Here is a 21,975-nt window from a genome sequence, read left to right as displayed (position 1 = left end):
GCCGCCCGTACCCTTGCGGTACGCGGTACCGCGGTTCCAGAGGACGTCAAATAGCGGGCGTCCACGACTGAAGGAAAACCCACCATGCTGATCGCTCAGCGTCCCTCGCTGACCGAAGAGGTCGTCGACGAGTACCGCTCCCGGTTCGTCATCGAGCCGCTGGAGCCGGGCTTCGGCTACACCCTCGGCAACAGCCTCCGCCGTACGCTCCTCTCCTCGATCCCGGGTGCGGCGGTCACGTCCATCCGCGTCGACGGTGTCCTGCACGAGTTCACCACCGTGCCGGGCGTCAAGGAGGACGTCACCGACCTGATCCTCAACATCAAGCAGCTGGTCGTCTCCTCGGAGCACGACGAGCCGGTCGTGATGTACCTGCGCAAGCAGGGCCCGGGTCTGGTCACCGCCGCCGACATCGCGCCCCCGGCCGGTGTCGAGGTGCACAACCCCGACCTCGTCCTCGCCACCCTCAACGGCAAGGGCAAGCTGGAGATGGAGCTGACCGTCGAGCGCGGTCGCGGCTATGTCTCCGCCGTGCAGAACAAGCAGGTCGGCCAGGAGATCGGCCGCATCCCGGTCGACTCCATCTACTCGCCGGTCCTCAAGGTCACCTACAAGGTCGAGGCGACCCGAGTCGAGCAGCGCACCGACTTCGACAAGCTGATCGTCGACGTCGAGACCAAGCAGGCCATGCGCCCGCGCGACGCCATGGCGTCGGCCGGCAAGACCCTGGTCGAGCTGTTCGGCCTGGCCCGCGAGCTCAACATCGACGCCGAGGGCATCGACATGGGCCCGTCCCCGACGGACGCCGCCCTGGCCGCCGACCTCGCGCTGCCGATCGAGGAGCTGGAGCTCACCGTCCGCTCCTACAACTGCCTCAAGCGCGAGGGCATCCACTCGGTGGGCGAGCTCGTCGCCCGCTCCGAGGCGGACCTGCTCGACATCCGCAACTTCGGCGCCAAGTCGATCGACGAGGTCAAGGCGAAGCTGGCCGGCATGGGCCTGGCCCTGAAGGACTCGCCCCCCGGGTTCGACCCGACCGCCGCCGCCGACGCCTTCGGCGCCGACGACGACGCGGACGCCGGTTTCGTGGAGACCGAGCAGTACTGAGCACGACCGTGAGTGCCGGGGCCCGCGTGCCCCGGCACCCGCGCGCACGAAGCTTCCGGCGGGAAGTCGCCCGTCGGTAACTGACACCGGTACCTGGTACGGCCGGTGCAGACCCAAGGAGAATCACCATGCCGCGTCCCACCAAGGGAGCCCGTCTGGGCGGCAGCGCCGCGCACGAGAAGCTGCTTCTCGCCAACCTGGCGAAGTCGCTCTTCGAGCACGGCCGCATCACCACGACCGAGGCCAAGGCCCGCCGCCTGCGTCCGGTCGCCGAGCGCCTGATCACCAAGGCGAAGAAGGGCGACATCCACAACCGTCGCCTGGTGCTGCAGACGATCACCGACAAGGGCATCGTCCACACCCTCTTCACCGAGATCGCCCCGCGCTACGCCGAGCGTCCGGGTGGCTACACCCGTATCACCAAGATCGGCAACCGTCGTGGCGACAACGCCCCGATGGCCGTGATCGAGCTGGTCGAGGGCGAGATCGCCAAGAAGGCGACGGTCGACGAGGCCGAGGCCGCCACCAAGCGCGCGGTCAAGGAGGACGAGGCGAAGGCCTCCGAGGCCAAGGCCGACGAGACCCCCGCCGAGGCTCCGGCCGAGGAGTCGAAGGACGCGTAAGTGTCCGGCTGACCTGCGGTAAGCGGGCCCGCTCCCTGTCCTCAGGGGGCGGGCCCGTCCGCATGGGCACAGGGTGTGTGAGGAGAGGATGGGCGCGTGAGCGACGAGGTGGAGCCCGGTTTCGTACGGGTGCGGCTGGACCTGAGCTATGACGGGCGGGACTTCCACGGCTGGGCCAAGCAGGCCGGCGGGCAGCGGACCGTGCAGGGGGACATCGAGGACGCCCTGCGCACGGTGACCCGGGCGGACCGGACGTACGAGCTGACAGTGGCCGGCCGCACCGACTCCGGGGTGCACGCCCGCGGCCAGGTCGCCCATGTCGACCTGCCCGAGGCACTGTGGGCCGAGCACCGGGAGAAGCTGCTGCGGCGGCTCGCCGGGCGGCTGGCGCACGATGTGCGGATCTGGCGGGTGGCCGAGGCTCCCGCGGGCTTCAACGCCCGGTTCTCGGCGATCTGGCGCCGGTACGCGTACCGGGTCACCGACGACCCCGGCGGCGTCGACCCGCTGCTGCGCGGCCATGTGCTCTGGCACGACTGGCCGCTGGATCTGGACGCGATGAACGCCGCCGCCGAGCGGCTGCTGGGCGAGCACGACTTCGCCGCGTACTGCAAGCGCCGGGAGGGCGCCACCACCATCCGCACCCTCCGGACGCTGCGCTGGGAGCGGCTGGAGTCGGGGGTGCTTCAGGCCACCGTCCAGGCGGACGCCTTCTGCCACAACATGGTCCGCTCGCTGGTCGGCGCGCTGCTCTTCGTCGGCGACGGGCACCGCCCGGTGGAGTGGCCGGCCGAGGTGCTGGCCGCGGGCGTGCGGGACTCCGCCGTCCATGTGGTCCGGCCGCACGGGCTGACCCTGGAGGAGGTCGGCTACCCGGCCGACGAGCTGCTGGCCGCCCGCAACCTGGAGGCGCGCAACAAGCGGACCCTGCCGGGTGGTTCAGCCACCGGTGGCTGCTGCTGAGGCCTGGGCCCGGCCGCGCCCGTAGATCTGGTCGAAGGCGAAGGTGCCGAGGTCGTCACTGCTGGCGAACACCGGTTCGTCGGCCTTGGTGACCCGCTTGCCGCTGGTGAAGCCGGCCTGGGTGAAGTAGGCGTAGCGGCCCAGCGCGTTTGCGCGCCGCAGGCAGACCGTACGGGTCTGGCAGAACGGCTCCACCCCGGAGCCGGCCAGTGTGGCGATCCCGCCGACCGCCTCCTTCTTGGCCTTCTGCGCCGCCTCCGGCGAGGCGAACACGGCCACGCCCACGGTGACGGCCACCCCGTCCCGCTCATAGGTGGCGCGGACCATCCGGGTGCAGTCGTGCCGGGCCAGCACCCCGGCCAGCCCGGCCTGCCCGGTGGAGGCGCAGTCGGCGGTGGCCGCGACGGCGCCCTTGGTGTAGCCGTTCTTCCCCAGGGTGAGCGTCCTGCCGGGGAAGAGCGAGTCGGCGGTCAGCGGGGCGGTGTCCTTGGCCGGAATCGAGATGTAGTCCATCGGGTCCGGGGGCGGCGGGGGAGCGACGGAGGAGAAGGACGGCTGCGGCTCGGCGCTGCCGCCGGCCGGGAGCTCGGGCGCCTGGCTGCTGCGGGGCGCGGCGGTGGCGGAGCCGGACGGTTCACCGGAGTTGACCACGGCCAGCGCGATGGCGGTGCCGATGCCCGCGGTGGCCAGGGCGGCGCCGCCCACCACCAGCAGCCGCCGGCGCCGCTTGCGGGCGGCCGAGGCGTCGGCCAGCGCGCTCCAGTCGGGGGTGTCCGAGCCGCCGTTCAGCGGCCCGGAGGCGGAGTAGCGCCCGTCGGCGGGGTACGGCTGGGCGGGCGGCAGCGGGGCGGCGGCGTACGGCTGCTGCCCGTACCCCTGGCCGTGCCCGTAGCCCTGCGCCTGGCCCTGCCCGTACCCCTGCCCGTACGGCTGCTGCCCGCCCTGCTGTCCGTAGGGCGGCTGGTTCTGCGACCGGTCACCTGGCCCCGGTCCCGGCTCGCCCGGCCACGCGGGCCCCCCACCAAAGCTCATGCCGCGCATCTTAGATGCCCGGCGGGTAATCCGTTTGGGCGCCGACGGGCGGGACGGCGACAATGCGCACCATGGGACATGTGGAGGCCGCGCACCTGGAGTACCACCTTCCGGACGGCCGGGCGCTGCTCGGCGATGTGTCGTTCCGGGTGGGCGAGGGCGCGGTGGTGGCGCTGGTCGGGCCGAACGGCGCGGGGAAGACGACGCTGCTGCGGCTGGTCAGCGGCGAGCTCCAGCCGCACGGCGGGGCGGTGACCGTCTCCGGCGGGCTGGGGGTGATGCCGCAGTTCGTCGGCTCGGTGCGCGATGAGCGGACCGTGCGCGACCTGCTGGTCTCGGTCTCCCCGGCGCGGATCCGGGAGGCCGCCCGGGCGGTGGACAAGGCCGAGCACCTGATCATGACCGTCGATGACGAGGCCGCGCAGATGGGGTACGCGCAGGCGCTCAGCGACTGGGCGGAGGCGCGCGGCTACGAGGCGGAGACGCTCTGGGACATCTGCACCACGGCCGCGCTCGGCATGCCGTACGACAAGGCCCAGTGGCGCCAGGTGCGCACCCTCTCCGGCGGCGAGCAGAAGCGGCTGGTGCTGGAGGCGCTGCTGCGCGGCCCCGAGGAGGTGCTGCTGCTCGACGAGCCGGACAACTATCTGGACGTCCCCGGCAAGCGGTGGCTGGAGGAGCGGCTGGAGCAGACCCGCAAGACCGTGCTGTTCGTCTCGCACGACCGGGAGCTGCTGGCCCGGGCCGCACAGAAGATCGTCGCGGTGGAGCCCGGCCCGGCCGGGGCGGACGTCTGGGTGCACGGCGGCGGGTTCGCCACCTTCCACGAGGCGCGCCGGGAGCGGTTCGCCCGGTTCGAGGAGCTGAAGCGGCGCTGGGAGGAGAAGCACGCCCAGCTGAAGCGGCTGGTGCTGGACCTGCGGCAGGCGGCCTCGATCAGCCATGAGCTGGCCTCCCGGTACGCGGCGGCGCAGACCAGGCTGCGGAAGTTCGAGGAGGCCGGGCCGCCGCCGGAGCCGCCGCGCGAGCAGGACATCCGGATGCGGCTGCGCGGCGGGCGCACCGGGGTGCGGGCGGTGACCTGCGCGAACCTGGAGCTGACCGGGCTGATGAAGCCGTTCGACCTGGAGGTCTTCTACGGGGAGCGGGTCGCCGTGCTGGGCTCCAACGGCTCGGGCAAGTCGCACTTCCTGCGGCTGCTGGCGGGCGAGGAGGTGGCGCACACCGGCGACTGGAAGCTGGGCGCCCGGGTGGTCCCCGGCCACTTCGCCCAGACGCACGCGCACCCGGAGCTGATGGGCCGCACCCTGGTCGACATCCTGTGGACCGAGCACGCCAGGGACAAGGGCGCGGCGATGTCCGCGCTGCGCCGCTACGAGCTGGACAAGCAGGGCGACCAGGCCTTCGACCGGCTCTCCGGCGGCCAGCAGGCCCGCTTCCAGATCCTGCTGCTGGAGCTGTCCGGCACGACCGCGCTGCTGCTGGACGAGCCGACCGACAACCTGGACCTGGAGTCCGCCGAGGCGCTCCAGGCGGGTCTGGAGGCGTACGAGGGGACGGTGCTGGCCGTCACCCACGACCGCTGGTTCGCCCGCGCCTTCGACCGGTACCTGGTCTTCGGCTCGGACGGCCGGGTGCGGGAGACCGCGGAGCCGGTCTGGGACGAGCGGCGGGTGGAGCGGGCGCGGTAGCCGCCCCCGGCGCTCCCCGGGCGTTTTGACCTGCCGGGGGCGGCGCGGGTACTGTTGCCGTTTGTTATGCGCATGGGCTTCGCCGCTTGGCGGCGAGAAGCTCCTGCGCACGTTCCCTGGAGCAGTTACCAGTGGCTCGCATACGGGCGGTGTTCCCGGCAGTGTGGGCCCCAGCTGCATGATCGCTTCAGGTGTGTCTGGACATCCCTCCACTGAAGAAGCGAAGGCTACGAAGTGCGTACGTACAGCCCCAAGCCCGGCGACGTCACTCGCCAGTGGCACATCATCGACGCGCGGGACGTTGTCCTGGGCCGTCTGGCGACGACGGCTGCGAACCTCCTGCGGGGTAAGCACAAGCCCGTCTACGCGCCGCACATGGACATGGGTGACTTCGTCATCATCATCAACGCCGACAAGGTGCACCTGTCCGGCAACAAGCGGACCCAGAAGCTGGCGTACCGCCACTCCGGCTTCCCGGGTGGTCTGCGCTCCGTCCGCTACGACGAGCTGCTGGACAAGAACCCCGAGAAGGCCGTCGAGAAGGCCATCAAGGGCATGATCCCCAAGAACTCCCTCGGCCGTCAGATGCTCTCGAAGCTGAAGGTCTACGCGGGCGAGAACCACCCGCACGCTGCCCAGCAGCCGGTCCCGTTCGAGATCACCCAGGTCGCGCAGTAGTTCCGGCCACCCCCTAAGAACGAAAGAAATCTGAGGAGCATCGTGGCCGAGACCACTGTTGAGAACCCCGTCGAGGGCGAGGAGACCTACGCCGAGGTCACCACCTTCGAGTCCGAGACGCCCGTCGAGGGCGAGTACACCTCGGAGTCCATGGCCTCGCGCTTCGGCGAGCCCCAGCCGGCCGCCGGCCTGGGCCGTCGCAAGAACGCCATCGCCCGCGTCCGGATCGTCCCGGGCACCGGCAAGTGGAAGATCAACGGCCGCACCCTTGAGGACTACTTCCCCAACAAGGTGCACCAGCAGGAAGTCAACGAGCCCTTCAAGGTGCTCGAACTCGACAACCGCTACGACGTCATCGCCCGCATCTCCGGCGGCGGCGTCTCCGGCCAGGCCGGCGCCCTGCGCCTGGGCGTGGCCCGCGCGCTGAACGAGGCGGACGTGGACAACAACCGCGGCGCCCTGAAGAAGGCCGGCTTCCTGAGCCGCGACGACCGTGCGGTCGAGCGCAAGAAGGCCGGTCTGAAGAAGGCCCGCAAGGCCCCGCAGTACAGCAAGCGCTAAACACGCCTGCTCGGTCTGCTCGTACGTACGCCCCGGCGGCACCTCTCGTGCTGTCGGGGCGTACGTCGTCTGCGGACGCGGGTCATCCCGGGACCTACGCCGTCTGCGCGCGCGTCGGCCCGCTCGACTTGCGTCCACCGCTTCACCCGGCTTCACCTGGCTTCATCGGAGTACTTCGGAGGACAACTGTGGGACGACTCTTCGGCACGGACGGTGTGCGCGGCGTCGCCAACGCGGATCTGACGGCGGAGCTCGCGCTCGGCCTGTCCGTGGCGGCCGCGCATGTGCTCGCCGAGGCGGGGACCTTCGAGGGGCACCGGCCCACGGCCGTCGTGGGCCGCGACCCGCGCGCCTCCGGCGAGTTCCTGGAGGCGGCGGTCGTCGCCGGACTCGCCAGTGCCGGCGTGGACGTCATGCGGGTCGGGGTGCTGCCCACCCCGGCGGTCGCCCACCTCACCGGGGCGCTCGGCGCGGACCTCGGCGTGATGCTGTCCGCCAGCCACAACGCCATGCCCGACAACGGCATCAAGTTCTTCGCCCGCGGCGGTCACAAGCTCGCCGACGAGCTGGAGGACCGTATCGAGGCCGTCTACGAGCAGCACCGCACCGGCGCGCCCTGGGACCGGCCCACCGGCGCGGGCGTCGGCCGGGTCGCCGACTACACCGAGGGCTTCGACCAGTACGTCGCCCATCTGCTGTCGGTGCTGCCCAACCGGCTCGACGGGCTGAAGATCGTCCTGGACGAGGCGCACGGCGCCGCCGCGGGCGTCTCCCCGGCCGCCTTCGAGCAGGCCGGCGCCCAGGTCGTCACCATCGGCGCCGCCCCCGACGGGCTCAACATCAACGACGGCTGCGGCTCCACCCACCTGGACCTGCTGAAGGCCGCCGTGATCGAGCACGGCGCGGACCTCGGCATCGCCCACGACGGGGACGCCGACCGTTGCCTGGCCGTGGACCACACCGGCGCCGAGGTGGACGGGGACCAGATCCTCGCCGTGCTGGCGCTCGCCATGCGCGAGGCCGGCACCCTGCGCGGCGCCACCGTCGTCGCCACCGTGATGTCGAACCTGGGCTTCACCCTCGCCATGGAGCGCGAGGGGCTGAAGCTGGTGCAGACCGCGGTCGGCGACCGGTATGTGCTGGAGGCCATGAAGGAGCACGGCTACGCGCTCGGCGGCGAGCAGTCCGGGCACGTCATCGTGCTCGACCACGCCACCACCGGCGACGGCACCCTGACCGGGCTGATGCTGGCCGCCCGGGTCGCCGCCACCGGCCGCTCGCTGGCCGAGCTGGCCGGGGTGATGGAGCGGCTGCCGCAGGTGCTGGTCAACGTCAAGGACGTGGACCGGTCCCGGGTGAAGACCTCCGCCGAGCTGGGCGCCGCGGTCGCGGACGCCGAGCGGCGCCTGGGCGCCACCGGCCGGGTGCTGCTGCGCCCCTCCGGCACCGAGCCGCTGGTGCGGGTCATGGTCGAGGCCGCCGACCTGGAGCAGGCCCGGGCCATCGCCGGGGAGCTGGCCGACGTGGTGAAGTCGGCGCTGGGCTGACCAGTCCCCACGCGGAATCAGGGGCGCCCCGCCGGTGACGGCGGAGCGCCCCTCTCCCGTCCTCAGGTACCCGCCCGCCGGGTGCGGCGGCGCTGCCACCCCCAGAAGGACTTCTGCGCCAGCAGCGTCAGCGTCCCGGCGAGCACGATCGCCAGCAGGTTGAGCAGCAGCTGCTCGGCCGAGCCCCTGGTCTGGCCGAGGTCCCCGTAGGCGAGCGCCACCGCGGCGTTGGCCGCCGCCGGGACGGTGGTGACCGAGATGGCCACCCCGACCAGCGCGCCGGACTTCGCCGAGGTGAGCGACAGGGTTCCGGCGGCACCGGCGAGCAGGCCGACCACGAAGGAGAACCAGTCCGGCGCGTAGACGAAGCCGGTGTTCGGCCGCTCGCCGTGCAGCATGCCGTCGGTGAACAGGCCGGTCGCGTCCATCAGCAGACTGAACAGCACCGTCAGCGCCATCGCGGCCGCGAAGCCCACGACCAGCGCGGTCAGCGAGCGCATCGCCAGCCGGGGCCGGCGGCGGACCAGCGCCGTGCAGATGCCGGCGAGCGGACCGAACTCCGGGCCCACCGCCATGGCGCCCACGACCAGGATGGCGTTGTCCAGGACGACACCGCAGGCGGCGATCATCGTGGCGAGGGTCAGGAACGCCACATAGGTGACGCTGAGGGTGGACTCCTCGTGGGTGGCGTCCTGCAACTGCTCCCACAGCACCGCGTCCGCGCCCTCGCCGGGCGCGTCCTTCTCGGCCTGCTCGGCGCGGGCCGACAGGGACAGCCCGATCTCCTCCACGGTGATCGCGCCGGACCGGTCCAGGCCCAGGGCGCGCAGCTCGGCGATCAGCCCGTCACCCGCCTCGCGCGCCACATCGCACAGGACGAGGTCTCCGGCCGGGTCGCGGCAGGCGCCGGGCACGACGACGAGGTGCGTGGTGCCGACCGTCTTCTCGATCACGCCGACCACCTGGTCGGTGCGGTCGGACGGCACGATCAGGCGCAGATGGAGCACGGGCGTGGCCCTTCGGGTCTCCCGGGTCTCCGGTGGCTTCCGGCGATCCCCGGTGGGGTCAGAGCTTGCGCAGGGACAGCCGCTGCACCTTGTGGTCCGGGCCCTTGCGGACGACCAGGGTGGCACGGCCGCGGGTGGGGGCCACGTTCTCCAGCAGGTTCGGCTTGTTGATGGTGCGCCAGGCGGTACGGGCGTAGTCCAGCGCCTCCTCCTCGCTGACCTGCGTGTACTTGCGGAAGTACGAGGAGGGGTCCTGGAACGCGGTGTCGCGCAGCTTGCGGAACCGGTTGAGGTACCAGGACTCGATGTCCTCGGCCCGGGCGTCCACGTAGACGGAGAAGTCGAAGTAGTCGGCGAGGGCCACCCGGGTGCGGCCGTCCTGGCCGGGCAGGGCGGGCTGGAGGACGTTGAGCCCCTCCACGATCAGGATGTCCGGGCGGCGCACGGTGAGCCGCTGACCGGGCACGATGTCATAGATCAGATGGGAGTAGACAGGGGCGGTGACCTCGTCCTTGCCGGCCTTGATGTCGGCGACGAACCGGGTCAGGGCCCGCCGGTCGTACGACTCGGGGAAGCCCTTCCGGGACATCAGCCCGCGCTCCTTCAGCTCCTTCATCGGCAGCAGGAACCCGTCGGTGGTCACCCGCTCCACCCGGGGGTGCTCCGGCCAGCGGGCCAGCAACGCCTGGAGGAGGCGGGCCACCGTGGACTTGCCGACGGCGACCGAGCCGGCCACCCCTATGACGAAGGGGGTGCCGCGCTGGGAGCTCTTGCCGCCCCCGGCGGCGTCCCCGAGGAAGGTGTTGAGCGCGCCGCGCAGACTGGCGGTGGCGGCGACGTACAGGTTGAGCAGCCGGGAGAGCGGCAGATAGATGTCGCGCACCTCGTCCAGGTCGATGACGTCGCCGAGGCCGCGCAGCCGCTCCACCTCCTCGGCGGTCAGCGGCAGCGGCGTCTTGGCACGCAGCGCGCTCCACTCCTCACGGGTGAGGTCGACGTACGGCGTGGCCGGCGCGGCCTCCGCACGGCGCTGGGCGGAGGAGCTTCGGGACGGCGTTGTGATCACCTGGCCATTGTCGTGCGCCGAGGCGCCGAGTGGGGCGTGGGGTCGGTCACGGTGTGGCGGGGCGGGAACCTCGTACCGAAGCGCCCCGGAGGGCGGGGTGGTCGTCATCGCCCAGGGTGATGTCAAGGGCTACAAGGTCGAGAAGCTCGCCGACCAGCTCAAGGGGCAGGACAAGGTCACCCTCACCAAGATCGTGGAGTCCCCGGCGACCGGTGGCGACGAGGCCGGCGGCTGGACGGTGTTCATGGACATGGAGGGCAAGGAGGTCCCCTTCTACCAGCTCACCGCGGGCCGCAGGGGCTCCACCCTGGCCACCTTCGGGACCATCGATCTGGCCGCCTTGACCGGTGGGGGCGGCGAGCCGGTGAAGTCCACCGCGGTGGTCGACGCCCAGGTGAAGAAGCTCGGCTGACGGGCGGGCCGCCGGCCCCGGCTGACGGCCCGTGCCGGCCCCGTACACCGCACCCTTCCCGCCCCGCCCCTGCCCCGTATGCCGCGTTCCGCGCCCGGCTGACGGGCCGGGGGCGGAGCGCGGTCGTAGGCTGCCGACATGTGCGGAATCGTGGGATACGTCGGCGGTCAGTCGGCGCTTGATGTGGTGCTCGCCGGTCTGAAGCGGCTGGAGTACCGGGGCTATGACTCGGCCGGTGTCGCGGTGCTCGCGGACGGGTCGCTGGCCGCTGCCAAGAAGGCGGGCAAGCTCGTCAACCTGGAGAAGGAGCTGTCCACCCGGCCGCTGCCGAGCGGCCCGACCGGCATCGGGCACACCCGGTGGGCCACCCATGGCGCGCCCAACGACGCCAACGCCCACCCCCATCTGGACAACGCCGGACGGGTCGCCGTCGTCCACAACGGCATCATCGAGAACTTCGCCGCGCTCCGCGCCGAACTGGCCGAGCGCGGCCACGACCTGGCGTCCGAGACGGACACCGAGGTGGTCGCGCACCTGCTGGCCGAGGAGTTCTCCGCCGGCGGCGACCTGGCCGAGGCGATGCGGCTGGTGTGCCGCCGGCTGGAGGGCGCCTTCACCCTGGTCGCCGTGCACGCCGACGACCCGGACACCGTGGTCGGCGCCCGACGCAACTCCCCGCTGGTCGTCGGCGTCGGCGAGGGCGAGGCGTTCCTGGCCTCCGATGTGGCCGCCTTCATCGAGCACACCCGGGACGCCATCGAGCTGGGCCAGGACCAGGTGGTGGAGCTGCGCCGGGACGGGGTCACCGTCACCGACTTCGACGGCGCCCCGGCCGAGGTGCGCGCGTACCACGTGGACTGGGACGCCTCGGCCGCCGAGAAGGGCGGCTACGACTACTTCATGCTCAAGGAGATCGCCGAGCAGCCCAAGGCGGTCGCCGACACCCTGCTGGGCCGGGTGGACGCCTCCGGTTCGCTCTCGCTGGACGAGATCCGCATCCCGCACGAGGTGCTGAGGGAGGCCCAGAAGGTCGTCATCGTCGCCTGCGGCACCGCCTTCCACGCCGGGCTGATCGCCAAGTACGCCATCGAGCACTGGACCAGGATCCCCTGCGAGGTGGAGCTGGCCAGCGAGTTCCGCTACCGCGACCCCATCCTCGACCAGCGCGTCCTGGTCATCGCCATCAGCCAGTCCGGCGAGACCATGGACACCCTGATGGCGCTGCGGCACGCCCGGGAGCAGGGCGCGAGGGTGCTGGCCATCTGCAACACCAACGGCTCCACCATCCCCCGCGAGTCCGACGCGGTGCTCTACACCCACGCCGGGCCCGAGGTGGCGGTCGCCTCCACCAAGGCGTTCCTCACCCAGCTGGTCGCCTGCTACCTGGTGGCGCTCTACCTGGGCCAGGTGCGCGGCACCAAGTGGGGCGACGAGGTGTGGGACGTGGTCCGCGACCTGGCCCGGATCGCCGAGGACGTGGACCGGGTGCTGGAGACCATGGAGCCGGTACGGGAACTGGCCCGCTCGCTCGCCGACAAGGGCACCGTCCTCTTCCTGGGCCGCCATGTGGGCTACCCGGTGGCCTTGGAGGGCGCGCTGAAGCTCAAGGAGCTGGCCTATATGCACGCCGAGGGCTTCGCGGCCGGTGAGCTGAAGCACGGCCCGATCGCCCTGATCGAGCAGGACCTGCCGGTGGTGGTGGTCGTGCCCTCCCCGCGCGGCCGCTCGGTGCTGCACGACAAGATCGTCTCCAACATCCAGGAGATCCGCGCCCGCGGCGCCCGCACCATCGTGATCGCCGAGGAGGGCGACGAGACCGTGGTCCCGTACGCCGACCACCTGATCCGCATCCCGGCCACCCCGGTGCTGCTCCAGCCGCTGGTCTCCACCGTGCCGCTCCAGGTCTTCGCCTGCGAGCTGGCCACCGCCCGCGGCAACGAGGTGGACCAGCCCCGCAACCTGGCCAAGTCGGTCACGGTCGAGTGATGATCCACAGGGGTGTACGACTGAGCGAGGAGTAGGTGTGATCATCGGGGTGGGGATCGACGTCGCGGAGATCGACCGGTTCGCGGCGGCGCTGGAGCGGACACCGCAGCTGGCCCAGCGGCTGTTCGTGCCGTCCGAACTGCTGCTGCCGAGCGGCGAGCGCCGGGGCATCGCCTCGCTCGCCGCCCGGTTCGCCGCCAAGGAGGCGCTGGCCAAGGCGCTCGGCGCGCCCGCCGGGCTGCTGTGGACGGACGCCGAGGTGTATGTGGAGGACAGCGGGCAGCCGAGGTTGCGGGTGTCCGGCACGGTCGCGGCCCGCGCCGCCGAGCTGGGCGTCCGGAGCTGGCATGTGTCGCTCAGTCACGATGCGGGGGTGGCCTCCGCCGTGGTGATCGCGGAGGGTTGACCGTATGCGTACCGCTTACCCCGTCGAGACCGTACGGGCCGCCGAGGCCGCGCTGATGGCCCGGCTCCCGGAGGGCGCGCTGATGCGGCGGGCCGTGGCCGCGCTGGCCGCCGCCTGTGCTGGGATGCTGCCGAGGGTCTACGGCTCCCGGGTGGTGGTCCTCGCCGGAAGCGGCGACAACGGCGGCGACGCGCTCTACGCGGGGGCCCGGCTGGCCCGGCGCGGCGCCGGGGTCACCGCCCTGCTCCTCGGCTCGCCCGGCGAGGACGGGCGGCCCAAGGTCCACCGCCCCGCCCTGGCCGCGCTGACCGCCGCCGGTGGCACCTCCCGCCCGGCCTCCGCCGTGGCCGGTGATCCGGCTGCCGCGCTGGCCGGGGCCGACCTGGTCCTGGACGGCATCACCGGCATCGGCGGCCGCGGCGGGCTCCGCCCGGACGCCGCCGCGCTGGCCCGCGCCGCCCGCGACTCCGGCGCCCTGCTGGTCGCCGTGGACCTGCCCAGCGGGGTGGACGCCGACACCGGGACGGTGCCGGGCGAGGCGGTACGGGCCGACGCCACCGTCACCTTCGGCGCGTACAAGCCCGGGCTGCTGATCGACCCGGCCCGGGAGTACGCGGGCGCCCTGCGGTTCGTCGACATCGGCCTGGACCTCCCGGCCGGCGCGGCGGCGGCCGAGGCGCTGCAACACGAGGACGTGGCCCGGCTGCTGCCCCGCCCCGCCGCCGAGAGCGACAAGTACCGGCGCGGGGTGGTCGGGGTGGTCGCCGGCTCCGCCCGCTACCCGGGTGCCGCGGTGCTCTGCGTCTCCGGGGCGCTGCGCGGCGGCGCCGGGGCGGTGCGGTACGCGGGCCCGGCCGGCGAGGCGGTGCTCGCCCGCCACCCCGAGACCCTGGTGCACCCCGGCGGCCCGGCCGAGGCAGGCCGGGTGCAGTCCTGGGTGATCGGCCCCGGCCTCGGCGACACCCCGGGGATGGAGGCGGTGCTGGCCTCCGAGGTCCCGGTGCTGGTGGACGCCGACGGGCTGCGGCTGCTCGACCCGGCCGCGGTGCGCGCCCGGCCCGCGCCCACCCTGCTCACCCCGCACGCCGGGGAGGCCGCCGCGCTGCTGGGCGCCGCCCGCGAGGAGGTGGAGGCCGGCCGGCTGGCGGCCGCCCGCGAACTGGCCGCGACGTACGGGGCGACCGTGCTGCTCAAGGGCTCCACCACGGTCGTCGCCTCCCCGGACCCGAAGGAGCCGGTCCGGGTCAACCCCACCGGCACCCCCTGGCTGGCCACCGCCGGCTCCGGGGACGTGCTCTCCGGACTGGCCGGCTCCCTGCTCGCCGCCGGGCTCGCCCCCCGGGACGCCGCCTCGGCCGCCGCCTACCTCCACGGCCTGGCCGCCCGCCGCGCCGCCCGGGGCGCCCCGGTGGCCGCCTACGACGTGGCCGAGGCCCTGCCGGGCGCCTGGCGGGATGTGGCGGACGGCGGCTGACCGCGGAAACCGGGCGGGACTCCACCGGCGGCTGAGGGCCCGCTCCGTGACAGGCCCCCGCCGGTGACCTGACACCCTGCCGATGAGGCACGCGGGCCCCGGACACCGGGGTGAGAGACTGAGCGCGATGAGCGAGATGACACCGCAGACCCCCCGCGCGCCGCACCACCCCCGCGCCCGCGCCGAGATCGACCTCGGCGCGCTGCGCGCCAATGTGCGCGCCCTGCGCGGCCGGGTCGGGCCGGGCGTCCGCCTCATGGCCGTGGTGAAGGCCGACGCCTACGGCCACGGAGCCGTCCCCTGCGCCCGGGCCGCGCTGGAGGCCGGCGCCCACTGGCTGGGCACCGCCACCCCGCAGGAGGCCCTCGCCCTGCGCGCCGCCGGGATCGACGCCCCGCTGCTCTGCTGGCTGTGGACCCCGGGCGACCCCTGGCGCGAGGCGATCGAGGCCGGGATCGACATCGGGGTCAGCGGGCTGTGGGCGCTCACCGAGGTCACCGCCGCCGCCCGGGCCGCCGGACGCCCGGCCCGTGTCCAGCTCAAGGCCGACACCGGCCTCGGCCGCAACGGCTGCCAGCCCGCCGACTGGCCCGCCCTGGTCGCCGAGGCGCTGCGCGCCCAGGGCGACGGACTGCTCCGGGTCACCGGGATCTGGTCGCACCTGGCCCGCGCCGACGAACCGGGCGACCCCTCCATCACCGCCCAGGTGGACGTCTTCCGGGACATGCTCGCGTACGCCGAGAAGGCGGGCGTCGAGCCCGAGGTGCGCCACCTCGCCAACTCCCCGGCGGCGCTCACCGTCCCCGGGGCCCACTTCGACCTGGTCCGCACCGGCATCGCGATGTACGGGGTGTCGCCCAGCCCCGAGCTGGGCACCGCCGCCGACTTCGGGCTGCGCCCGGTGATGCGGCTGTCCGGCAGCGTGGCGCTGGTCAAGGGCGTACCGGCCGGACACGGCGTCAGTTACGGCCACCACTACGTCACCGAGCGGGAGACCACCCTCGGCCTGGTCCCGCTCGGTTACGCCGACGGGGTCCCGCGGCACGCCTCCGGCCGCGGCCCGGTGCTGGTCGGCGGCAAGGTGCGCACGGTGGCCGGACGCATCGCCATGGACCAGTTCGTGGTGGACCTCTCGGGGGACACCGTGGAACCGGGTGCACAGGCTGTGCTGTTCGGGGCAGGCGATGAGGGTGAGCCGACCGCCGAGGACTGGGCCCGGGCCGCGGACACGATCGCGTACGAGATCGTGACCCGGATCGGTTCACGCGTGCCGCGCGTCCATCTCCATGAGGCGAGCGGGATGGAATCCGGGACGTCTTCCGGAGCGGACGGGACCGGCTGACCGGAGCCGGTGGGCCGGGAACGAGTGATCGGGACCGGTGGACCGGGACCGACGGGCGGGGCCGCGCGGAGCGGGACCGCAGGAGCGGCGGGAGGCAGCCGTAGTGAGTGAGACCAGTCCGGCGGCCCGCGCGGCCGCCGCGGGGGTGGACCGGATGGCCGGGGCGGCCCGTTCCCGGCGGGCGGTGCGCGCGGCGGGCGCCGCCGCGGCCGGAGCGGCGGCCTCCGCCGTACCGGAGGTGCCGATGCCGCTGCCGGTGCCGGTCGGCTCGGCCGCCTGGCGGCGCGCCGGTCTCGCGGGCGCCGCGATAGGGGTGCTCGCCGCGGGCGCGGCGGCCGGGGTGGCCATCGAGCGGCTCACCGTCGGCCGCGGTATGCGCCGCAAGGCCCGGCTGGCGCTGGACGCGGCCGGTCCCTACGGGGCCCTGCGCGGCGTCCCCGGCAAGACCCGCGCCGACGACGGCACCGAGCTGTACTACGAGGTGGACGAGGCCGAGGGGGCACCAGCGGGCGGTGCCCCCGGCCGCCCGCCGGTGACCGTGGTCTTCAGCCACGGCTACTGCCTCAACCAGGACTCCTGGCACTTCCAGCGGGCGGCCCTGCGCGGCCTGGTCCGCACCGTCCACTGGGACCAGCGCAGCCACGGCCGCTCCGCGCGCGGCGCCGCCCAGCGCGGTCCCGACGCGGTGCCGGTCACCATCGACCAGCTCGGCCGCGACCTGAAGGCGGTGCTGGACGCGGCCGCGCCCGAGGGGCCGCTGGTGCTGGTCGGGCACTCCATGGGCGGCATGACGGTGATGGCGCTGGCCGAGCAGTACCCGGAGCTGGTGCGCGACCGGGTGGTCGGCGCCGCATTCGTCGGCACCTCCTGCGGCAACCTCGGCGAGGTCAACTACGGGCTGCCGGTCGCCGGGGTCAACGCGGTGCGCCGGGTGCTGCCGCAGATACTGCGGGCGCTCGGCTCCCAGGCGGAGCTGGTGGAGAAGGGCCGCCGGGCCACCGCCGACCTGTTCGCGGGCCTGGTGAAGCGTTACTCCTTCTCGTCGGCCGAGGTGGACCCGGCGGTGGCCCGGTTCGCCGAGCGCATGATCGAGTCCACCCCGATCGACGTGGTCGCCGAGTTCTACCCGGCCTTCAACGAGCACGACAAGGCGGCCGCGCTGGCGGTGTTCGCCGAGGTCCCCTCGCTCGCCCTGGCCGGGCAGCAGGACCTGGTGACCCCCAGCTCGCACACCGAGGCCATCGCCGCGCTGCTGCCCGACGCCGAACTGGTGCTGGTGCCGGACGGCGGCCATCTGGTGATGCTGGAGCACCCCGAGGCGGTGGACCGGCTGCTGCTGCGCCTGCTGGACCGGGTCGGCGCCCTGCCCGCGTCGGCCCAGGACCCGGACCCGGACTCCTGCCGTACGGGCGGCAGCTGAGCCGGCCCGCACTCCCCGACGAGCCGAGCCCCGCTCCGTACCGGCCGCCGTCGGCGTACGGGCTACCGTTGGCGGCTATGGAAGCACCGCACTCCCCGGCCGCCGAGGCGGCGGCCCGGATCACCCTCCACTCGCCCGACCAGACGCAGGCCCTCGGGCGGGCGCTCGCCGCACTGCTGCGCCCCGGCGACCTGGTCCTGCTCACCGGTGAGCTGGGCGCCGGGAAGACCACGCTGACCCGCGGGCTCGGTGAGGGCCTGGGGGTGCGGGGCGCGGTGACCTCGCCGACCTTCGTCATCGCCCGCGTACACCCCTCGCTGACCGGCGGGCCCGCGCTGGTCCATGTGGACGCCTACCGGCTCGGCGGCGGTCTGGACGAGATGGAGGACCTGGACCTCGACGTCTCGCTGCCGGAGTCGGTGGTGGTGGTCGAGTGGGGCGAGGGCAAGGTCGAGGAGCTGTCCGAGGACCGGCTGCACATCGTCATCGACCGGGTCGTCGGGGAGACCGACGACGACCGGCGGCGGGTCACTCTCACCGGCATCGGCGGACGCTGGACCGGAGTCGACCTGGCGGCGGCCCAGCCGTAGGGGGCAGGAGCCCCCGGCCCGTACTTTCCGACAAGATGTCGGCACCATGTTGCACCGGGCGGGCGAGGCGTGGTCCCATGGACCTGAGGACTTGGTTAGGTGTACCTAACCTGCGCCCTATGGAGCCCCGGGAGGCAACCATGCCGAGGTCGAAGCAGGACGGGCCCGAGACGGACGTGTCGATGCGCGACCTGCTGGCGTCGTGCGCGGCGGCCAGCGCGGTGTCCACCCCTCCCCGGCTGCTGCGGGACACTCCCGAAGAGGCTGCGGGTGGCGGGGCGACCGGCGCCGAGGGGCGTACGGAGGCCCCGCCGCGAGCGGCCTGAGCAGCCGGTTCGGGGGCTCAGTCGACGACGACGACCTTGGAGTTGACCGTCGCGAAGGTCCACATCGCGTCGCCGTCCGCGCGCTTCATCCGGATGCCCCCGGTCCTGCGGGCCGGGTCGGCCGGGGGCGCGGAGCCGTCGACCGCCGCGCTGAAGCCGACCGTCACCCCCTCCACGGTGGCGAACCGCACCACATGCTCGATCCGCACCCCGTCCGAGCCGGCCACGCTGTTCGAGCGGGACGAGACCTGGTAGGTGCCGGCCGGCGGGTGGACCGTGCTCGGTGACACCGGGAAGGTCCGCGCCACCTTGCCGGCCTCGTCGACCAGCCAGACCCGCCGCCCGCCGAGCGCGTACACCACCCGGGGGCCCTCGCCGGAGTCCTTCGGCAGCGCGGTCGGATGGGCGGGCGCCTCCTGCGCGCCCGGGGCGCGCGCCGCCGGGGTCGCGTCCCCGGCGCGTGCCCCCGAGGTGAGCGCCGCCGGGACGTTCGTCGCCGCCTGGTAGGCGAAGCCGGCGATGGTGAGGGCGGCCGCCGCGGTGAGACCCGCCACCAGTTGCGCACTTCGAACGGCCATGTCGTCACCCATTTCACATGTATGCCTACCCGGTGTGACCGTAGCAGGATCGGAGCGCGGGGCCGGGGCGGCATGCCCGGCCCCGGGGAGCCGTAGGCTGTTCGTTGTGCTGCTGCTCGCCTTGGATACCGCCACCCCCGCCGTCACCGTCGCCCTGCACGACGGCTCGGCCGTCATCGCCCGTTCGAGTCAGGTGGACGCGCGCCGCCACGGCGAGCTGCTGCTCCCCGCCGTGGACCGGGTGATGAAGGAGTCCGGGCGGGCGCTGGGCGAGGTCACCGGCATCGTGGTCGGCGTCGGCCCCGGCCCGTACACCGGACTGCGGGTCGGCCTGGTGACGGCCGCGACCTTCGCCTCCGCGCTCGGCGGCGTACCGGTGCACGGGGTGTGCACCCTGGACGGCCTCGCCTACGCCTCCGGGATCGAGGAGCCCTTCGTGGTGGCCACCGACGCCCGCCGCAAGGAGGTCTACTGGGCGCGGTACGAGGACGCGCGCACCCGGGTCGGCGGACCGGCCGTGGACCGCCCGGCCGAGATCGCCGAGGCCGTCGCCGGGCTGCCCGCGGTGGGCGCCGGGGCGCGGCTGTACGGGGAGGTGTTCCCGGACGCCCGCGACCCCGAGCACCAGTCGGCCGCCGCGCTCGCCTCGCTGGCCGCCGAGCGGCTGGCCGCGGGGGAGCCGTTCGAGGAGCCGCAGCCGATGTACCTGCGCCGCCCGGACGCGCAGGTCCCCAAGAACTACAAGGTGGTCACGCCCCGGTGACCGGGATCGTCCTGCGCGAGATGCGCTGGTGGGACATCCCGGCGGTGCTGGTCCTGGAGCACGAGCTGTTCCCGGAGGACGCCTGGTCGGAGGGGATGTTCTGGTCCGAGCTGGCGCACGCCCGCGGGCCGCGCGCCTCCCGCCGCTATGTGGTGGCCGAGACCGAGGACGGCCGGCTCGCCGGGTACGCGGGGCTGGCCGCGGCGGGCGGTCTGGGCGATGTGCAGACCATCGCCGCCGCCCGCGACCAGTGGGGCACCGGGCTCGGCGCCCGGCTGCTCACCGACCTGCTCCAGCACGCCACCGCCTTCGAGTGCGCCGAGGTGCTGCTGGAGGTGCGGGTGGACAACACCCGCGCGCAGAAGCTGTACGAGCGCTTCGGCTTCGCGCCCATCGGCTTCAGGCGAGGCTACTACCAGCCGGGGAACGTGGACGCGCTGGTGATGCGGCTGGAACTGGCGGCCGACCCCGCCGGGCCGCCTCCCATCCCGGCTGCCGACCCCGCCCCTCCGGCCCTCCCCGCCGTCTCCGGCACGGACGACTCCGCACGATCAGGAACTGAGAACCATGGCTGACGAACCCCTCGTCCTCGGCATCGAGACCTCCTGCGACGAGACCGGCGTCGGAATCGTCCGCGGCACCACCCTGCTCGCCGACGCCATCGCCTCCAGCGTGGACACCCACGCCCGCTTCGGCGGTGTGGTGCCCGAGATCGCCTCCCGGGCCCATCTGGAGGCGATGGTCCCCACCATCGAGCGGGCGCTGAAGGAGGCCGGGATCTCCGCGCGCGACCTGGACGGCATCGCGGTGACCGCGGGCCCGGGGCTCGCGGGCGCGCTGCTGGTGGGCGTCTCGGCGGCCAAGGCGTACGCCTACGCGCTGGGCAAGCCGCTGTACGGGGTGAACCACCTGGCCTCGCACATCTGCGTGGACCAGCTGGAGCACGGCCGGCTGCCCGAGCCGACCATGGCGCTGCTGGTCTCCGGCGGGCACTCCTCGCTGCTGCTGGCGCCCGACATCACCGCCGACGTCCGGCCGATGGGCGCCACCATCGACGACGCGGCGGGCGAGGCCTTCGACAAGATCGCCCGGGTGCTGGACCTCGGCTTCCCCGGCGGCCCGGTGATCGACCGGCTCGCCAAGGAGGGCGACCCGAACGCCATCGCGTTCCCGCGCGGGCTGAGCGGGTCGCGGGACCCCGCGTACGACTTCTCCTTCTCCGGTCTGAAGACCGCGGTGGCCCGCTGGATCGAGGCCAAGCGGGCGGCCGGCGAGGAGGTGCCGGTACGGGATGTGGCGGCCTCCTTCCAGGAGGCGGTGGTGGATGTGCTGACCCGCAAGGCGGTGCGCGCCTGCAAGGACCAGGGCGTCGACCATCTGATGATCGGCGGCGGGGTGGCCGCCAACTCCCGGCTGCGGGCCCTGGCCGCCGAGCGCTGCGAGCGGGCCGGCATCCGGCTGCGGGTGCCCCGGCCCAAGCTGTGCACCGACAACGGGGCGATGGTCGCCGCGCTGGGTGCCGAGATGGTCGCCCGCAACCGGCCCGCCTCCGACCTGGAGCTGCCCGCGGACTCCTCCCTCCCGGTCACCGACCCCCATGTCCCGGGCCACCACCACGATCACGACCATGTGCACGAGGTCAGCAAGGAGAACCTCTACTCGTGACCGCGATCCGGGAGCTGCCGTGACCCAGACCCTGATGTGGGAGGCCCGCGCCGCCGACGGCCGGGGCGCCGAGCTGCTGGCCTGGGCCCGGTCGCAGCGACCACCGTCCGAGCCCGGGCTCGCCCCGTCGCGCCGGGAGACCTTCACCGCCCCCGGCGACCGGGTGCTGGTGCTGACCTGGTGGGACGCCCCCGAGGGCACCACGGTGCCCGAGCTCCCCGACCCGCCTGCCGAGCTCCTGGCCCGCCCGGTCCACCGCTGGCGCTTCACCTCGGTGGAGGTGGCCGGGGGCTGAGCTTCCGGCGGGGCGCCCTACGTGGGTGTCCGCTCCGGCTCGGCGCTGCCGGGCAGTATCGGGCGCATGAAGGTGCGCTCGTACCGCAGGACGCAGCCGCTCCCGTCCCGGATGCGGTCGGCCGCGACGAACTCCGGGTCCTGGCCGAAACGCGCGCGGTAGCGCTCGTACGCCGCGAGGCTCGGGAAGCTGAAGAGGGCCAGCGCCTCGTCGCTGGCGCCCTCCCCGGGCAGGAAGTAGCCGTGATGGGTGCCGCCGTGCCGGTCCACCAGCTCCATCCAGCGGCGCCCGAAGCGCTCGAACGCCTCGATCCGCGACGGGTCGATCACATACCGGACCACACAGGTAATCACCCGCGCATGGTAGGCCGCGCCCGGACGCGAGGCCGGTCCCGTCCCCCTTCCCGTCCTGTTGACGATAAGCACCCTCAGTCGTTATCGTCG

Annotated in this window: 24 protein-coding genes; 19 read left to right on the top strand and 5 right to left on the bottom strand. The window is 73.6% G+C overall.

All coding sequences use genetic code 11. The features are described from left to right. Positions 1 to 84 precede the first annotated feature (84 nt). The 3 genes from M1O15_RS07740 (at position 85) to truA (ending at position 2,693) form a co-directional block, all read left to right on the top strand. The gene (locus tag M1O15_RS07740; RefSeq protein ID WP_146481858.1) at positions 85 to 1,107 is read left to right on the top strand and encodes a DNA-directed RNA polymerase subunit alpha; all 1,023 of its coding nucleotides are present in this window, start codon (positions 85 to 87) and stop codon (positions 1,105 to 1,107) included. A 128-nt stretch (positions 1,108 to 1,235) separates the two neighbouring features. Beyond that, positions 1,236 to 1,730, top strand: coding sequence for a 50S ribosomal protein L17 (gene rplQ, locus M1O15_RS07735; protein ID WP_248632499.1), 495 nt, complete (start codon positions 1,236 to 1,238; stop codon positions 1,728 to 1,730). 96 nt (positions 1,731 to 1,826) lie between these two features. Next, complete coding sequence (truA, locus tag M1O15_RS07730; protein ID WP_248632498.1) at positions 1,827 to 2,693, top strand: tRNA pseudouridine(38-40) synthase TruA; 867 nt, start codon at positions 1,827 to 1,829, stop codon at positions 2,691 to 2,693. Here the strand turns inward: truA and M1O15_RS07725 are convergent. Continuing rightward, positions 2,670 to 3,725, bottom strand: coding sequence for a hypothetical protein (locus M1O15_RS07725; RefSeq protein ID WP_248632497.1), 1,056 nt, complete (start codon positions 3,723 to 3,725; stop codon positions 2,670 to 2,672). The genes truA and M1O15_RS07725 overlap by 24 nt on opposite strands. A 71-nt stretch (positions 3,726 to 3,796) precedes the next feature. On the opposite strand from M1O15_RS07725, the gene M1O15_RS07720 reads away from it, so the two are divergent. From M1O15_RS07720 to glmM, 4 genes are all read left to right on the top strand, one after another. Then, positions 3,797 to 5,416, top strand: coding sequence for an ABC-F family ATP-binding cassette domain-containing protein (locus M1O15_RS07720; protein WP_248632496.1), 1,620 nt, complete (start codon positions 3,797 to 3,799; stop codon positions 5,414 to 5,416). A gap of 234 nt (positions 5,417 to 5,650) precedes the next feature. Then, complete coding sequence (gene rplM / locus M1O15_RS07715) at positions 5,651 to 6,094, top strand: 50S ribosomal protein L13 (RefSeq protein ID WP_248632495.1); 444 nt, start codon at positions 5,651 to 5,653, stop codon at positions 6,092 to 6,094. A 42-nt stretch (positions 6,095 to 6,136) separates the two neighbouring features. Then, positions 6,137 to 6,655 (top strand): 30S ribosomal protein S9, encoded by a 519-nt coding sequence (gene rpsI, locus M1O15_RS07710; protein WP_248632494.1) that lies wholly within the window; start codon positions 6,137 to 6,139, stop codon positions 6,653 to 6,655. A 188-nt stretch (positions 6,656 to 6,843) separates the two neighbouring features. Then, entirely contained in the window at positions 6,844 to 8,202 is a 1,359-nt protein-coding gene (gene glmM / locus M1O15_RS07705; protein ID WP_248632493.1) for a phosphoglucosamine mutase, read from the top strand. Between the two features lie 62 nt (positions 8,203 to 8,264). Here glmM and M1O15_RS07700 read toward each other — a convergent pair whose 3' ends face one another. Beyond that, positions 8,265 to 9,209, bottom strand: coding sequence for a DUF389 domain-containing protein (locus M1O15_RS07700; RefSeq protein ID WP_248632492.1), 945 nt, complete (start codon positions 9,207 to 9,209; stop codon positions 8,265 to 8,267). 58 nt (positions 9,210 to 9,267) lie between these two features. Beyond that, the gene (gene coaA / locus M1O15_RS07695) at positions 9,268 to 10,275 is read right to left on the bottom strand and encodes a type I pantothenate kinase (protein WP_248632491.1); all 1,008 of its coding nucleotides are present in this window, start codon (positions 10,273 to 10,275) and stop codon (positions 9,268 to 9,270) included. A 97-nt stretch (positions 10,276 to 10,372) separates the two neighbouring features. On the opposite strand from coaA, the gene M1O15_RS07690 reads away from it, so the two are divergent. From M1O15_RS07690 to M1O15_RS07655, 8 genes are all read left to right on the top strand, one after another. Continuing rightward, a complete protein-coding gene (locus tag M1O15_RS07690) occupies positions 10,373 to 10,687 on the top strand; it encodes a hypothetical protein (protein ID WP_248632490.1) in 315 nt (104 codons plus the stop codon). 138 nt (positions 10,688 to 10,825) lie between these two features. Then, the gene (gene glmS / locus M1O15_RS07685) at positions 10,826 to 12,673 is read left to right on the top strand and encodes a glutamine--fructose-6-phosphate transaminase (isomerizing) (protein WP_248632489.1); all 1,848 of its coding nucleotides are present in this window, start codon (positions 10,826 to 10,828) and stop codon (positions 12,671 to 12,673) included. 37 nt (positions 12,674 to 12,710) lie between these two features. Further along, positions 12,711 to 13,079, top strand: coding sequence for a holo-ACP synthase (locus M1O15_RS07680; RefSeq protein WP_248632488.1), 369 nt, complete (start codon positions 12,711 to 12,713; stop codon positions 13,077 to 13,079). Positions 13,080 to 13,083: 4 nt separating this feature from the next. Beyond that, positions 13,084 to 14,553 (top strand): NAD(P)H-hydrate dehydratase, encoded by a 1,470-nt coding sequence (locus M1O15_RS07675; RefSeq protein WP_248632487.1) that lies wholly within the window; start codon positions 13,084 to 13,086, stop codon positions 14,551 to 14,553. Between the two features lie 127 nt (positions 14,554 to 14,680). Continuing rightward, positions 14,681 to 15,895: an alanine racemase gene (gene alr, locus M1O15_RS07670; RefSeq protein ID WP_248632486.1), complete on the top strand. Its 1,215-nt coding sequence runs from the start codon at positions 14,681 to 14,683 to the stop codon at positions 15,893 to 15,895. Positions 15,896 to 16,049: 154 nt separating this feature from the next. Continuing rightward, positions 16,050 to 17,315: an alpha/beta fold hydrolase gene (locus M1O15_RS07665; protein ID WP_372499390.1), complete on the top strand. Its 1,266-nt coding sequence runs from the start codon at positions 16,050 to 16,052 to the stop codon at positions 17,313 to 17,315. A 77-nt stretch (positions 17,316 to 17,392) separates the two neighbouring features. Beyond that, positions 17,393 to 17,905, top strand: a complete 513-nt coding sequence (gene tsaE, locus M1O15_RS07660) for a tRNA (adenosine(37)-N6)-threonylcarbamoyltransferase complex ATPase subunit type 1 TsaE (RefSeq protein ID WP_248632485.1) — start codon at positions 17,393 to 17,395, stop codon at positions 17,903 to 17,905. A 140-nt stretch (positions 17,906 to 18,045) separates the two neighbouring features. After that, a complete protein-coding gene (locus M1O15_RS07655; protein ID WP_248632484.1) occupies positions 18,046 to 18,231 on the top strand; it encodes a hypothetical protein in 186 nt (61 codons plus the stop codon). 17 nt (positions 18,232 to 18,248) lie between these two features. Here M1O15_RS07655 and M1O15_RS07650 read toward each other — a convergent pair whose 3' ends face one another. Then, positions 18,249 to 18,809 (bottom strand): hypothetical protein, encoded by a 561-nt coding sequence (locus M1O15_RS07650; protein ID WP_248632483.1) that lies wholly within the window; start codon positions 18,807 to 18,809, stop codon positions 18,249 to 18,251. A 106-nt stretch (positions 18,810 to 18,915) separates the two neighbouring features. On the opposite strand from M1O15_RS07650, the gene tsaB reads away from it, so the two are divergent. Genes tsaB through M1O15_RS07630 form a run of 4 tightly spaced genes read left to right on the top strand, consistent with a single transcriptional unit; the run spans position 18,916 to position 21,532 of the window. Continuing rightward, positions 18,916 to 19,572: a tRNA (adenosine(37)-N6)-threonylcarbamoyltransferase complex dimerization subunit type 1 TsaB gene (gene tsaB / locus M1O15_RS07645; RefSeq protein ID WP_248632482.1), complete on the top strand. Its 657-nt coding sequence runs from the start codon at positions 18,916 to 18,918 to the stop codon at positions 19,570 to 19,572. Positions 19,573 to 19,592: 20 nt separating this feature from the next. Next, on the top strand, positions 19,593 to 20,147 hold the full coding sequence (gene rimI / locus M1O15_RS07640) for a ribosomal protein S18-alanine N-acetyltransferase (protein WP_248632550.1): 555 nt from the start codon (positions 19,593 to 19,595) through the stop codon (positions 20,145 to 20,147). After that, positions 20,140 to 21,237, top strand: coding sequence for a tRNA (adenosine(37)-N6)-threonylcarbamoyltransferase complex transferase subunit TsaD (gene tsaD, locus M1O15_RS07635; protein WP_248632481.1), 1,098 nt, complete (start codon positions 20,140 to 20,142; stop codon positions 21,235 to 21,237). Before rimI ends, tsaD begins: the two co-directional genes overlap by 8 nt. Before the next feature lie 19 nt (positions 21,238 to 21,256). Then, complete coding sequence (locus tag M1O15_RS07630) at positions 21,257 to 21,532, top strand: hypothetical protein (RefSeq protein ID WP_248632480.1); 276 nt, start codon at positions 21,257 to 21,259, stop codon at positions 21,530 to 21,532. A gap of 17 nt (positions 21,533 to 21,549) precedes the next feature. Here M1O15_RS07630 and M1O15_RS07625 read toward each other — a convergent pair whose 3' ends face one another. After that, on the bottom strand, positions 21,550 to 21,885 hold the full coding sequence (locus M1O15_RS07625) for an NIPSNAP family protein (RefSeq protein WP_248632479.1): 336 nt from the start codon (positions 21,883 to 21,885) through the stop codon (positions 21,550 to 21,552). Positions 21,886 to 21,975: the final 90 nt, after the last annotated feature.

The sequence above is a fragment of the Streptomyces lichenis genome (genome assembly GCF_023218175.1).
GTDB lineage: Bacteria > Actinomycetota > Actinomycetes > Streptomycetales > Streptomycetaceae > Streptomyces > Streptomyces lichenis.
The sequence above is the reverse complement of the archived record's forward strand: the minus strand, read 5'-3'. Positions and strand labels throughout refer to the sequence as shown.